We start from the raw sequence: 13,397 nt of genomic DNA on the forward strand, positions 1-13,397 counted from the left end.
GGAGTTCGTTCGTGTCCGCATCACCCGTCGTCCTGCCACCTCTGGTGGAGCCTGCCGCTGAGTTGAGCCGGGAAGAAGTCGCGAGGTACAGCCGGCATCTGATCATTCCGAACGTCGGGATGTCGGGTCAGAAGCGGCTCAAGAACGCGAAGGTCCTGTTCATCGGTGCCGGCGGACTCGGCTCGCCGGCATTGCTCTACCTCGCTGCGGCGGGAGTGGGAACGATCGGCATCGTCGATTTCGACGAAGTCGACATGTCGAACTTGCAACGGCAGGTCATTCACGGCCGCTCGGACGTCGGCCGCTCCAAGGCGGTCAGTGCGCGCGAGTCGATCCTCGAGATCAACGACCACGTCGACGTGCGCTTGCACGAGTTCCGCCTGGACAACTCCAACGCGGTCGAACTGTTCTCCGAGTACGACCTGATCCTCGACGGCACCGACAACTTCGCGACGCGGTACCTCGTCAACGATGCCGCCGTCATCGCCGGTAAGCCGTACGTGTGGGGTTCGATTTATCGCTTCGAAGGCCAGGTCTCCGTGTTCTGGGAAGACGCGCCGGGCGGTGTGGGCCTGAACTATCGGGACCTGTACCCCGAAGCTCCGCCGCCAGGCATGGTGCCGTCGTGTGCGGAGGGTGGTGTGCTCGGTGTCCTGCCGGCGACTGTGGGTTCGATCATGGCCACCGAGGCCGTGAAACTGATCACGGGAATCGGCGAACCGTTGCTCGGTCGCCTGATGATGTACGACGCGTTGTCGATGACATTCCGCACAATTCGGTTGCAACGTGACCCGTCGCGGGCGCCGGTGACGGAACTGATCGATTACGACGAGTTCTGCGGTGTGGTGTCCGAGGAGGCGAGCGCGGCAGTGGCGCAGTCGACGATCACGGCGCCGGAACTCGCGCAGCTGATCGAGAGCGGTCGCGAGTTGCAGCTCGTTGACGTGCGGGAACCCGTCGAGTGGGACATCATGCACCTGCCGGGGGCGGTTCTGATTCCGAAGGGCCGGATTGTCTCGGGTGAAGCGTTGGCGTCGTTGCCGCAGAACAAGCAGATAGTTCTTTACTGCAAAACCGGTATCCGGTCGGCTGAGGCGCTTGCCGTCCTCAAGAGCGCCGGGTTCGCGGATGCCGTTCATGTGCAGGGCGGCGCGGTCGCGTGGGCGAAACAGGTGGATACTTCTCTGCCCCTCTACTAGGCGTGCCTTGCACCCCGTAGCGGGTTCGCACCGGTAGCGTTGGGGTGGTGAGCACAGGCCAACCTCCCCAGCACGTGTGCTCCACCTTCGGCCTCCGCGAAGTCGAGCCCATCCCACTCGGTGCGGATTGGGACGGCGGTTGGTTGTGTGGAGACGTCGTCCTCTCTGCCGTCGCGGATCATGCGCGCGCGGCCTGGTCGGCAAAAGTGCGTGAGAATCTCGAAGTCGACGGGGTGCGTTTGGCCCGTCCGGTCCGATCCACCGACGGCAGGTATGTCGTATCCGGTTGGCGCGCCGACACTTTCATCGTCGGAACGCCTGAACCGCGGCACGACGAGGTTGTTTCCATGTCGTGCAGGCTCCACGCTGCTACGGCGTCGCTGGAGCGTCCGCGATTCCTGGCGCAGCCCCCGGTCCCACCGTGGGCGGAGGTCGACGTGTTTGTTGCCGCTGACCGCGCGGCCTGGGAAACGGTTCCGCTGAGAATTGCGAAGGGCGTCGAGCAGCTCGAGTCGCCGACTCCCGACGGGCGAAAGAGCCTCGAACTGATCGCGGGTCTGGCCACTCTCCGTAAACCGGTTCAGAGTCCTGATCAATTGGTGCACGGTGATCTGTTCGGCACCGTTCTGTTCTCGGGCAGCATGGCTCCCGGGATCACCGACATCACGCCGTACTGGCGACCGGCGGCCTGGGCCGCAGCTGTCGCGGTTGTCGACGCCATCTCGTGGGGCGGCGCCGACGAGGCTCTGGTCGGCCGGTGGGAGGATCTGCCGGAGTGGCCGCAGATGCTGCTTCGAGCCGTGATGTTCCGATTGGCTGTTCATGTTCTGCATCCCCGGTCGACGGCGGACGCGTTTCCCGGTCTGGCCCGAACCTCCGATATCGTCCGGTTGCTTCTCTAGCTCGCGTGGTCAGCCGAAGTCGGCGACCAGGCCTTCGAACAGATCACGCGCTGCATCCGATGCGGCCCGTGTATCGCCCGCGATGACCGCCGTCACGAGGTTCTGATGCCGGCTGTGGAATCCTTCTCCGGTGGCGTCGATGTGCTGATGGATCGTTGATTCGATGACGGGCAGCAGGGAGTCGTAGAACTCCAGGTACACCGCATTGTGGCTGGCTGCGACAATCGCGCGGTGCAGTGCCGCGTCGGCCACGGCGGCCGCTGTGGTGTCGTGACCCTCCCAGGTTGCTGCCCGGACCGCGAGTAGGCGTGTCAGTTCGGCCACGTCGTCATCGGTGCGCCGGGCGGCGGCGAGTGTCGCAGCGGTGATGTCGAGTGCTCGACGCAGTTCGAGTACGTCGCGCTCGTGCGCTCCGGCGAAGTAGTTGCCGAGGGTGCCACCGAGATCGGTGAGTGCCACAACGTAGGTTCCCGAGCCCTGTCGGCGCTCGAGCATGCCCGCGTGCACGAGTGCCTGCACAGCCTCACGCACGGTGTTCCGCCCGGTTCCGGTCAGTTCGGTCAGTTCGGGTTCGGTGGGAATCCTTGTTCCGACGGGCCACGTTCCGCTCCGTATTTCGTCGCGGAGTTGTTCGGTGACCTGTGAGATGAGGCTGGCGCGTCGAACTGGTTGCACGTGGTGTTCCTCGGTTTCCGGTAACTGATCGGTGGTGACGCTAGATTATCTCCCTTGTGTCATTTCGTCCGGTCATCCTATGATTTCTCGGTGACTGCTCAACTGGAGAGAACAGAACGCCGCCCGCTCGTCAAAGGCCGTGTGCTCGTATTCGCTGCCATCGCGATGTCTGCGCTCGTACTTCGACTTGCGGTGACGTCGTTCTCTCCGCTTGCGTCGCAGATCCAAGACGAGTTCGGTTTCTCCGGTTCGGTGGTCGGTGTCTTCGGGATGGTGCCGACGGCGATGTTCGCCGTCTTCGGTCTGCTCACGCCTGCCCTGGCCAAGCGCCTCGGCCTCGAACGCACCGCGTTGCTGGCCATGATCATGGCTGCCGTCGGAATGCTGTTGCGCGCCATGATGTCTCAGACGTGGTCGTTGCTGGCCCTCTCGGCTCTCGCGTTGGCGGGCATGGGTATCGGCAATGTCGTGATCCCGCCGTTGGTCAAGCGATACTTCTCCGATCGTCTTGCCACCATGAGTTCGGTCTACATCGTCGCCGTGCAGATCGGCACCATCGTTCCGGCATTTGTCGCGGTTCCCGTGGCCGACGCCTTCGGATGGCGGTTCTCCATCGGATGGTGGGCTGCATTCGGCTTTGCCGCGGCCGTACCGTGGCTGATCACCCTGGCACGCTCGCGGAAAGCCGAAGCCGAGACAGTTGTTGCACCGGCAGTCGACGCGAGTCGCCGCGGTCAGGTGTGGCGTTCACCCGTTGCGTGGGGGATGGCCGGCATGTTCGGTATGACCTCGCTGATCACGTACTCGATGTTCACCTGGATTCCGTCGATCCTCGCCGACGCCGGTGCCAGTGATGCCTTCGGTGGAACCATGGTCGGAGTCTTCTCGGTGATGGGTCTGGTCGCGGCTTTCGGTGCGCCGACGCTCTGCGCTCGTATCGCTAATCCGTTCCCCGTGGTGATCGTCTGTGCTGCTTGCTATCTGATCGGCTTTGCCGGCCTGTACTTCGCGCCGATGGCCGCGCCGATCGTCTGGGTTGTCGTTCTGGGTCTTGGTCCGAGTACGTTCCCGATGGCGCTGACGCTGATCAACCTCCGCACTCGTTCGCACGTCGGATCATCGGCATTGTCCGGCTTCACGCAGGGCATCGGTTACACAGTGGCGTGCCTCGGACCGTTGCTGTTCGGCGTGTTTCACGATGCGACGGATGGATATGCGGCACCCTTCGGACTGCTCGTCGTTGCCGTCGTCGTAGTGCTGGTCGGTGCATATCAGGCCTGCAAGCCGCGGATGCTCGAGGACTCCTGGCACGCCCGATAGTCCTCACATCAAGTCCTGTTACCGGGTGAGGATCAATTGACTTCTCGGTCACCGCGCGCAGCACCGGCGCAATAACCGTTTTCTACCTTTAGGTCTCCCACACATTCAGGAGGCCCTGGTGAGTCATTACATCGAGCATTGGGATGCAGAGGACGTCGACGCCTGGGAATCCGGCGGCAAGGACATCGCGAAGCGAAACCTGATCTGGTCAGTGGTAGCCGAACACGTCGGCTTCTCCATCTGGTCGATCTGGTCCGTGATGGTGTTGTTCATGCCGACGGATATCTACGGCATCGACGCGGCCGGAAAGTTCTTCCTCGTCGCAGTGCCCACACTTGTCGGGTCGGTCCTCCGCATTCCATACACGGTTGCCACCGCACGGTTCGGTGGTCGCAACTGGACCGTCATGAGTGCGCTGTTCCTTTTCATACCAACACTTCTCACGCTGTACCTGATGATGAACCCGGGTGCGTCGTACACCACGTTCATGTTGGTGGCGGCTACCGCAGGCATCGGCGGCGGTAACTTCGCGTCGTCGATGACCAACATCAACGCCTTCTACCCGCAGCGGCTCAAGGGATGGGCGCTCGGTCTCAACGCGGGCGGCGGCAACATCGGTGTTCCGATGATCCAGCTGATCGGCCTGTTGGTGATCGCCACCGTCGGTAACCGTGCGCCGTGGATCGTGTGCGCCATCTACCTCGTGTTCATCGCGGCTGCTGCCGTCGGCGCTGCACTGTTCATGGACAACCTGGGTAACCAGAAGTCTGACCTGCGCTCGATGGCCACGGCGCTGAAGTTCTCCGAGTCCTGGGTGATCAGCTTCCTGTACATCGGCACGTTCGGTTCGTTCATCGGATTCAGCTTCGCCTTCGGTCAGGTTCTGCAGATCAACTTCCTCGCCGGCGGTGCCACTCCGGCTGCGGCGGCGCTGCATGCAGCCCAGATCGCCTTCATCGGTCCTCTCCTCGGTTCGATCGCTCGCCCCCTCGGTGGCAAACTCGCCGACCGGATCGGCGGCGGAAAGATCACGATGTGGACGTTTGTCGGCATGGCCTTCGCGGCATCGGTCCTCGTGACGGCCGGAACGATGGACGACAACACCGCAGGCGTCGCAAGTGCCGGGATCATGGTGACGTTCGTTCTCGGATTCATCGCACTGTTCCTGCTCTCGGGCATCGGCAACGGATCGGTCTACAAGATGATCCCCGCGATCTTCGAGGCGAAGGCGCAGAGCTTCGACCACATGGATCGGGCGGAGAAGGCAACGTGGTCGCGCAGTATTTCCGGTGCTCTCATCGGATTTGCCGGTGCGGTAGGCGGTTTGGGCGGTGTCGGCATCAACCTGGTGCTGCGCGCGTCGTACACCAGCCCCGCGAAGTCGGCGACGATGGCGTTCTGGGTGTTCCTCGCCTTCTACATCGCCTGCATCGCAGTGACCTGGTTCGTCTTCCTGCGCAAGCCGTCCACGCTCACCACAGACGTCGACGACGCGAAGGTTGCGGTCACGGCATAACGCCCGGCTCGCAGAATCTCCAGAACTCTCTCGTTACATCAGGAAGTAGGCGCGTCATGAGCAAGTCGGTTGTTGTCATCGGACACGGAATGGTCGGACACCGCTTCGTCGAGGCGCTCCGTTCGCGCGACGAGGCAAACACCTGGTCGGTGACCGTACTCTGCGACGAGCAGTACGCAGCGTACGACCGAGTCGGGCTGTCCTCGTACGTCGGAGCCTGGGACCCCAAGGAATTGGCACTGGCCGGCAACGATTACATCGGCGACGGCCTGGTCGACCTTCGAGTGGGGGCAGGCGCGCTCTCGATCGACAAAGATGCACGCACGGTCACGACAACCACCGGCGACACGCTCTCCTACGACGCACTGGTGATGGCGACGGGTTCGTACCCCTTTGTTCCGCCGGTACCCGGTCACGACACCGACGGATGCTTTGTCTACCGCACCCTCGACGACCTGGACGGCATCCGCGCTGCAGCCGAGAAAGCCGGCAAGGGCGCCGTCGGCGTAGTGGTCGGCGGTGGTCTTCTCGGACTCGAGGCCGCAAATGCTCTCTCGCTCATGGGAATGACGGCACACGTCGTCGAGCACAATGCGCGTCTGATGCCGATGCAGGTCGACGAGGGCGGAGGCGCTCTGCTCGCTCGCCTCGTCACCGAGTTGGGGCTCACCGTCCACACGGGCGTCGGAACGGCGGGAATCTCGCAGACCGACAACGGAATTGTGGTCGAACTGTCCGACGGCTCCACCATCGACGCGTCGTTGCTGGTCTTCTCGGCCGGAGTCCGTCCGCGTGATCAGCTGGCTCGCGACGCCGGCATCGCAGTGGGTGAGCGCGGCGGAATCCTGACCGACCTCGGCTGCGTCACGTCGGACGAGAACATCTACGCAGTCGGTGAATGTGCTGCGGTGGAGGGCCGTTGCTACGGACTGGTCGCTCCCGGCTACACGACAGCCGAGATCGTGGCCGACCGTCTGCTCGGCGGCGCCGCAGATTTCCCGGGTGCCGACATGTCCACCAAGCTCAAGCTCATGGGTGTCGACGTCGCCAGCTTCGGTGACGCGATGGCCACCTCGCCCGGTGCTCTCGAAGTGGTCCTCAGCGATGCAGCCAAGGGAACGTACGCCAAGCTTGTCGTCTCGGACGACGCGAAGATCCTGCTCGGCGGAATTCTTGTGGGGGACGCGTCGGCGTACGCGTCACTGCGACCGCTGGTCGGTCGCGAACTGCCCGGTGACCCAGCGGCATTGATCTCGCCTGCGGGGGAGAAGCCGGGTGCGGGATCGCTGCCTGACGATGCCGAGGTGTGCTCGTGCAACGGCGTGACGAAGGGCGCCATCTGCGGCGCGATCGCGGCGGGTGCGTGCGACATCGCGTCGGTGAAGGCGTGCACCAGCGCTGGAACCACCTGCGGCGGTTGCCTTCCGACTGTCAAGCAGTTGCTCGCCGACTCGGGCGTCGTGATGTCGAAGGCGCTCTGCGAGCACTTCGCGCAGTCACGCGCAGAGTTGTTCCAGATCGTCCAGTCGACGCAGACTCGAACCTTCTCGGCTCTGATTGCCAAGTACGGCAAGGGTTCCGGTTGCGACATCTGCAAGCCCGTCGTCGCGTCGATCCTGGCGTCCACGGATTCCGATCACATCCTGCACCGTCAGCAGGCGTCGCTGCAGGACACCAACGACCACTTCCTGGCCAACATTCAGAAGAACGGTACGTACTCGGTCGTACCGCGCATGCCCGGCGGCGAGGTCACGGGAGAACAGCTCATCGTGATCGGTGAGGTGGCGCGTGATTTCGGTCTGTACACCAAGGTGACCGGCGGCCAGCGCATCGACTTGTTCGGCGCTCGAGTCGAGCAGTTGCCGGCAATCTGGAAGCGCCTGGTCGACGCGGGAATGGAGTCGGGACAGGCGTACGGCAAGTCCCTGCGAACGGTCAAGAGTTGCGTCGGATCGAGCTGGTGCCGCTACGGCGTCCAGGACTCGGTAGGAATGGCCGTCGACCTCGAGAACCGCTACCGCGGCCTGCGCTCGCCGCACAAGATCAAGTTCGGCGTCTCGGGATGCGCCCGCGAATGCGCCGAAGCCCGTGGCAAGGACGTCGGCGTCATCGCGACGGAGAACGGTTGGAATCTGTATGTGGGCGGCAACGGCGGACAGTCACCCAAGCATGCTCAGTTGCTCGCTGGTGGCCTCGACGACGTCACCCTGGTCAAGTACATCGACCGCTATCTCATGTTCTACATCCGCACGGCTGATCGACTTCAGCGCACCGCACCGTGGGTGGACTCGCTGGACGGCGGACTCGACCACCTCAAGTCGGTGATTTGCGAGGACAGCCTGGGTATCGGCGAGGAACTCGAGGCGCTGATGGCCAAGCATGTCGAGGGCTACCAGGACGAATGGGCCGGTGTGCTCGGTGATCCGGAGAAGTTGTCGCGGTTCGTGTCGTTTGTCAATGCGCCGGAAGAAGCTGACCCGACGGTCGTGTTCGACGAGACCGGAGTGCGCAAGGTTCCCGTATTGATGGGAATGCCGAGCATCCCTACGCGCCGGTAATCGCTGCGTAACCCGTGGGTAACACGGGGTCCGTACAAACTAATACAAGAACCCGTGCGGCGTTGTCGCCGGATCGACAGGAGGACTTCGATGAGTGTCATCGATGCGCAGATCGCCAAGCTGGATTCCGAACGACTGGAATGGACTTCGGCGTGCCCACTGAGTCACCTCATCCCTGGACGCGGGGTAGCAGTGCTGCTCCGCGGCGGTGAGCAGGTGGCGCTGTTCCTCCTCGAGGACGGCACCTTGCGTGCCGTCGGCAACTTCGATCCGTACGGACGCGCCTCGGTGATGTCACGCGGACTGGTCGGAGACCGTGACGGTGAGCCGATCGTGGTGTCGCCGTTGCTCAAGCAGGCGTTCTCGCTGGTCGACGGCCGGGCACTCGACGAAGAGTCGGTGTCGCTTCCGGTGTACGAGATCAGGGTCTGGGCCGGCGTGGTGCAGGTGCACAGCACTATTCGGGCTGTCGAATCCGTCTCGTGAATGACAACATGCCACTAGCGGGGTTCACGGTCGGGATCACGGCATCGCGCCGTGCCGATGAATTTGCGATGCTGCTGACGCGTCGGGGAGCAGAAGTGGTGCACGCTCCGGCAATTCGCATCATCCCACTCGCCGACGACCGTGAATTGGAGCGGGTGACGCAGCAGATCATCGCGAGTCCGCCCGAGGTGGTTGTTGCCACGACCGGTATCGGATTTCGTGGTTGGCTCGAAGCTGCGGACGGGTGGGGTGAGGCCGAGAATCTCTCCGCGGCACTGACTTCGGCACGTCTACTGGCCCGCGGGCCCAAGGCCAAAGGTGCGATTCGCGCAGCGGACCTGCGCGAAGAATGGTCTCCGGCCTCCGAATCGTCGGCTGAAGTACTCGAACACCTGCTTGCGGAGGGTGTTGCGGGAAAGGTCATTGCCGTCCAGTTGCACGGCGCCACTACGGAATGGGAACCGATTCCCGATTTCTGTCAGGTGCTGCGGGACGCGGGTGCCGAGGTCATCGCAGTGCCGGTCTACCGCTGGGAACCTCCGGAAGATCCGACTCTGCTCGACCGGATGATCGAGGCCATCGCGTCATCTGCAATTGATGCTGTCAGCTTCACCAGTGCGCCGGCGGTGGCGTCGATCCTGATGCGGGCCGATACGACGGGGCGGCTCGACAGCATTCTCGATGCCATGCGCGGACCGGTGACGGCAGTGTGCGTCGGGCCGGTGACCTCCGCGCCGCTGGAGGCATTGCAGGTCCCGACCACAGCACCGGCCAGGGCTCGCCTTGGCGCCTTGGCGCGACACATTGTCGACGAACTTCCGCAGCGTGCCAACCGTATTCAGGCGGGTGACCACGAAATCAGTATCCGCGGTGGTTGCGTTGTCGTAGACGGGGAAGTCCGAGCAGTGTCGCCGGCCGGTATGTCTCTCATGCGATCTCTCGGAGCGAGGCCGGGGCACGTGGTCTCTCGTGCCGAACTGTTGGCCGCCCTTCCGGGCAGCGGCGACGACACACACGCCGTCGAAACCGCCGTCGCACGCCTGCGTGCGTGCCTCGGCGCTCCCAAAGCCGTTCAAACCGTTGTGAAGCGAGGTTATCGTCTTGCACTCGATCCCACCGAATACGCAGAGCTCTAGCGACGTCCTGGTTCTGGTAGCGCACGGCACACGAAGTGCGCGGGGCGTGGAAATGATTGCGGCACTGGCCGAAGCGGTCAGTGCCCGGGTAGGTGCAACTCGGGTGGCCTTTGTCGACGTCCTGGGTCCGTCGCCGTCGGAGGTTCTCCGCGACATCCCCGGCCGGGCAGTTCTCGTGCCCGCGTTCCTGGCGTCGGGATATCACGTTCACACCGATGTGCGACGCGAAGTGGAAGGCAGTGGGCACCAGGGCGTCACCGTCACGCCTGCGCTCGGTCCTGATCCCGCGTTGGCCAGTGTCCTGATGCGCCGATTGCGCGACGCCGGTTGGCGCAGCGGCGACGCGATAGTCCTTGCCGCAGCAGGATCTTCCGATTCGCGCGCCCTGCGCGATGTCGAGCGCGCCGCCCTGATGTTGGCGGAGCAGGCCGACACGCGAGTCGATATCGGGTATATCGCAACCGGAACACCCAAGGTGGCGGATGTTGTTGCAGCAGCCCGAGTTCGCGGCGCGCGCCGCGTGTTCATCGCGTCATATCTTCTTGCGCACGGATTGTTTCACGAACGTCTTGGTGCGGCAGGCGCTGACGGCGTCACCGAACCTCTCGGAGTAGATCCCGGTGTCGTGGACCTTGTGGTCGACCGGTATTCGGCGGCTCGCCGCGGCGTGGCGGTGATCTGAGACTGCTCGGGACCAGTGCGCCGTCGACGTCGTACCAGGAATGGTGAGCCTTATCCGAGCAGAACGAGTTCGGCCACGACGTTGTCGGGTGCTGATGCGGGCACAAGCGCAAACGCTGCCTTGCCTATCAAGCCCGCCAGATGTGAGGTGCGAACCGAAGGGTCTGCGTGCCAGCGGCCGTCATCGGTCTGCGTGACCGGAAGTAGTCGCACGGCATCGGAACTGACCTCGGCGGCATTCGCGACAATTCCGAGCAACGGAGGCAACGGAGTTCGCCCGGTGAGCGCACTGACAATGGTGGGCAGCATTGTCAACAGTGTGGTCACTGCTGCATAAGGATTTCCGGGAAGGCCGAGCACCACCTTTCCGGTGGGCAGGACTGCCGTGATCTGTGAACCGCCCGGACGCGACGCGACCCTGCCGACAACGGTGTGGGCGCCGAGACGGTCCAGGGCAGAGCGCATTTCGTCGGCAGCGCCGCCGCCCGTCGCACCGACGATCACGATGAGATCGGCGCCGTCGTCAGCACCGAGAGTGGTCTCGAAACCGTCTGCGGTATCGCGTAAATGGGTGTCGGAGATGCATGCCGCGCCGCATCGCCCGAGAAGAAGCGGGAGGATGCCGCCGATGGAATCGCGTGTCTGGCCTTCGCGCAGTGGCCCGTCTCGTCGGATTTCGTCGCCCGTTGTCACGACCCGCGCACGCACCGGGCCGCGAACCAGGCCTTCGACAACTTCACCGCTGGTGGCCGCGGAGACGAGTACCGGTGTCACCGGTGTACCTGCCGGTGCGATGGTGAAACCGACGGTCCAGTCTTCGCCCTGCGGCCGAGCGTCGTTGCGCTGCGGTGTGTTCGGCAGCAGCGTCAGTAATGGGGGAGTGCCATCGGCGACCACGTGTTCGTCCCGGATTACTGCGCTTGCGCCGGTGGGAAGGTGTGCGCCCGTCGCGATGCGGATTGCTTCACCGTCTGCCAACTCGAGAGTGGCGTCGGCGCCGGCGACGCGGACTTCCTGGCGAATCCGCCAGGGGCCGTCACCTGCAACGGCATAGCCGTCCATCGCGGAGACGGAAGATCGTGGTAGATCGCCCTGTGCAACAAGAGGTTCGGCGAGCGTCGCGCCGAAGCTTTCGGCCAGCACTGCTCGGCGGGGGCCCAGTGGTGTGAGCGACTCCGCAATCGCTGCGCGGGCCCCCGCGATTGTCAGTCGAGGTAGCTCCCGTGCCCGTTCGAGATCCTCGGGAGTGTCGCAATCGGCTGTGCCACTCACCTGGAGTACCGAGAATCCTTGGGTCAGTAGCTTCTTCATCGGCTGATTGTCGAGACCGGCACTCTCTCGAAGTGTCGCGATGCGCTCACGTAGTTCATGGAATACCCAGGCGGACAACAGAAATTGTGTTCGGTTGTTCTCGTCGACCGCGCACGTCACTGGGCCCAGGTGTGACGTTGAGTCGATCAGGGAGTCGACGACCCCGCGACTGACGTGTGGCAGATCGGCTGCCAGGACGACCACTACTGCGTCGTCGGGTAGTTCAACGGCGTTCAATCCTGCCCAGAGTGCCGAGACCGGCCCACCGCCGATCGGCGACTCCTGGGTTTGCACGACCCCGGTGTCGAGGTCGCCGCGATGCGGCCCGACCACTACCGTCGTGCCTAAATGTGCTGTGGCAGCGAGTGCGATGTCGAGCAGACGGTGACCGTGCACCACAAGTCCGGGTTTGTCGACACCACCCATCCGGGTGCCGCGTCCGCCGGCAAGTATCAGCGCACAGGTAGGCGGATGGGCGTTCATGCGTCCATGCTGCCTTACGGGAAGGTGTGCCGTGCGCGCGCCATGTCGATCCGGCCGTCCTTGATCGGCACGCCCTCCAATTCCAGCTTCGCAATCTGTCGATGCGCCAGGTGCGCTGCGGGTTTACCGGATGCACCCAGAACCCGATGCCAGGGCAGATCCGAGGAGTCGATACGCATGATCCACCCGACCGTGCGTGGGCTGGAAAGCCCTACAGCATCGGCAATATCGCCGTAGGTGGCGACACATCCGGCGGGTATGGACGCGACGAGTCGGCGGACCTCTTCGATCTGTTCGTCTGTGGTGGCGGCCATTGTCTGAGTCTCAGAGTAGTTTGCGGATCAGGGCCGCAACCTCGTCGGCGCGCACGTGCGGCACCATGTGGTCGCAGTCGAACTCGACGCTGGTCAGGTTCGGGCCGAGGTGCTCGGTGATTGCCGTGCGGAACTCGTCGGTGACGTACGGCGGTTGCACCTTCATGGCCTGGACGATCACCGTCGGCATGGAACTCGGTGGCAGTACCGGTGGCCGAGCGAGTTCTCCCCACGCCGTGACGACGGCGGGAGTGGAGAGTCGCCAGTTGACGCGTCCGTTGTCGAGGTGGATCAGATGCTCTTCGAATTCCTCGTCCAGTACCGCCGTGGGAACTTCTCCCCATGAGCCGTGAACCTTTTCCGAACGCGCCTCGGCTGCATCCGTGTAATCCGGTGAACCGATGGTGAGTTCGGCCACTCGGCCCATGAACTCCGGATCGAGTCCGATAGCAGGATCGAGCAATACCAATCCGCGGACGCGGTCCGGCGCAGTCGCCGCGAGATGCAGCGCCAGAGCGCCGCCGAACGAGTGGGCAACGATCAGGACCGGGCCGGACGCATGCTCGTCCAGGGTATCGATCAGGCTTGCAACATGCGCCTCGATATTCCACGGGGGAGACCAGGTCGAGCGGCCGTGACCACGCAGATCGGGAGCGATCCAGCGAGCGTCGGGGAGCTGATTCTCGGCCATCGACTGCCACCGTCGGCCGTGGCCGGTCAGACCGTGCAACGAGAGTATCTCCGGCGCACCGGCCAGGCCGTACAGATAGGTGTGGAGTGCGGGCACAGGCCAATCTTGCCCGACGCGGGCGATGT

The 13,397-nt window shown here is 63.8% G+C and carries 12 protein-coding genes; 8 read left to right on the forward strand and 4 right to left on the reverse strand.

What is annotated here, in order from left to right:
- Positions 1-11 precede the first annotated feature (11 nt).
- Together moeZ and R4P64_RS06910 are read left to right on the forward strand one after the other, a co-directional pair.
- Positions 12-1,199, forward strand: a complete 1,188-nt coding sequence (gene moeZ / locus R4P64_RS06905; RefSeq protein WP_045070524.1) for an adenylyltransferase/sulfurtransferase MoeZ — start codon at positions 12-14, stop codon at positions 1,197-1,199.
- 47 nt (positions 1,200-1,246) lie between these two features.
- Positions 1,247-2,101, forward strand: a complete 855-nt coding sequence (locus R4P64_RS06910; RefSeq protein ID WP_033231496.1) for a TIGR02569 family protein — start codon at positions 1,247-1,249, stop codon at positions 2,099-2,101.
- A gap of 9 nt (positions 2,102-2,110) precedes the next feature.
- On the opposite strand, the gene R4P64_RS06915 is transcribed toward R4P64_RS06910, so the two are convergent.
- Positions 2,111-2,776, reverse strand: a complete 666-nt coding sequence (locus R4P64_RS06915; protein WP_033231164.1) for a FadR/GntR family transcriptional regulator — start codon at positions 2,774-2,776, stop codon at positions 2,111-2,113.
- Positions 2,777-2,866: 90 nt separating this feature from the next.
- On the opposite strand from R4P64_RS06915, the gene R4P64_RS06920 reads away from it, so the two are divergent.
- The 6 genes from R4P64_RS06920 (at position 2,867) to R4P64_RS06945 (ending at position 10,474) form a co-directional block, all read left to right on the forward strand.
- On the forward strand, positions 2,867-4,096 hold the full coding sequence (locus R4P64_RS06920) for an MFS transporter (protein ID WP_045070522.1): 1,230 nt from the start codon (positions 2,867-2,869) through the stop codon (positions 4,094-4,096).
- 115 nt (positions 4,097-4,211) lie between these two features.
- Positions 4,212-5,612, forward strand: coding sequence for a nitrate/nitrite transporter (locus R4P64_RS06925; protein WP_317820507.1), 1,401 nt, complete (start codon positions 4,212-4,214; stop codon positions 5,610-5,612).
- A gap of 56 nt (positions 5,613-5,668) precedes the next feature.
- The gene (nirB, locus tag R4P64_RS06930) at positions 5,669-8,170 is read left to right on the forward strand and encodes a nitrite reductase large subunit NirB (RefSeq protein ID WP_317819958.1); all 2,502 of its coding nucleotides are present in this window, start codon (positions 5,669-5,671) and stop codon (positions 8,168-8,170) included.
- Between the two features lie 90 nt (positions 8,171-8,260).
- Positions 8,261-8,656 carry a nitrite reductase small subunit NirD gene (nirD, locus tag R4P64_RS06935; RefSeq protein ID WP_233365336.1) on the forward strand — a complete coding sequence of 132 codons (396 nt, stop codon included), beginning with the start codon at positions 8,261-8,263 and terminating at the stop codon, positions 8,654-8,656.
- Positions 8,653-9,792 carry a uroporphyrinogen-III synthase gene (locus R4P64_RS06940; protein ID WP_033231160.1) on the forward strand — a complete coding sequence of 380 codons (1,140 nt, stop codon included), beginning with the start codon at positions 8,653-8,655 and terminating at the stop codon, positions 9,790-9,792. The genes nirD and R4P64_RS06940 overlap by 4 nt, the downstream gene beginning before the upstream one ends.
- Positions 9,767-10,474, forward strand: coding sequence for a sirohydrochlorin chelatase (locus tag R4P64_RS06945; protein ID WP_033231494.1), 708 nt, complete (start codon positions 9,767-9,769; stop codon positions 10,472-10,474). The genes R4P64_RS06940 and R4P64_RS06945 overlap by 26 nt, the downstream gene beginning before the upstream one ends.
- A 50-nt stretch (positions 10,475-10,524) precedes the next feature.
- Here R4P64_RS06945 and R4P64_RS06950 read toward each other — a convergent pair whose 3' ends face one another.
- The 3 genes from R4P64_RS06950 to R4P64_RS06960 are packed head-to-tail and all read right to left on the reverse strand — an operon-like array spanning position 10,525 to position 13,368.
- Positions 10,525-12,267, reverse strand: coding sequence for an NTP transferase domain-containing protein (locus tag R4P64_RS06950; RefSeq protein ID WP_317819961.1), 1,743 nt, complete (start codon positions 12,265-12,267; stop codon positions 10,525-10,527).
- A gap of 14 nt (positions 12,268-12,281) precedes the next feature.
- On the reverse strand, positions 12,282-12,581 hold the full coding sequence (locus tag R4P64_RS06955) for an MGMT family protein (protein WP_317819963.1): 300 nt from the start codon (positions 12,579-12,581) through the stop codon (positions 12,282-12,284).
- A gap of 10 nt (positions 12,582-12,591) precedes the next feature.
- On the reverse strand, positions 12,592-13,368 hold the full coding sequence (locus tag R4P64_RS06960) for an alpha/beta hydrolase (RefSeq protein ID WP_317819965.1): 777 nt from the start codon (positions 13,366-13,368) through the stop codon (positions 12,592-12,594).
- Between the last annotated feature and the right edge of the window lie 29 nt (positions 13,369-13,397).

The organism is Rhodococcus sp. IEGM 1366, assembly GCF_033142425.1.
GTDB lineage: Bacteria > Actinomycetota > Actinomycetes > Mycobacteriales > Mycobacteriaceae > Rhodococcus_F > Rhodococcus_F globerula.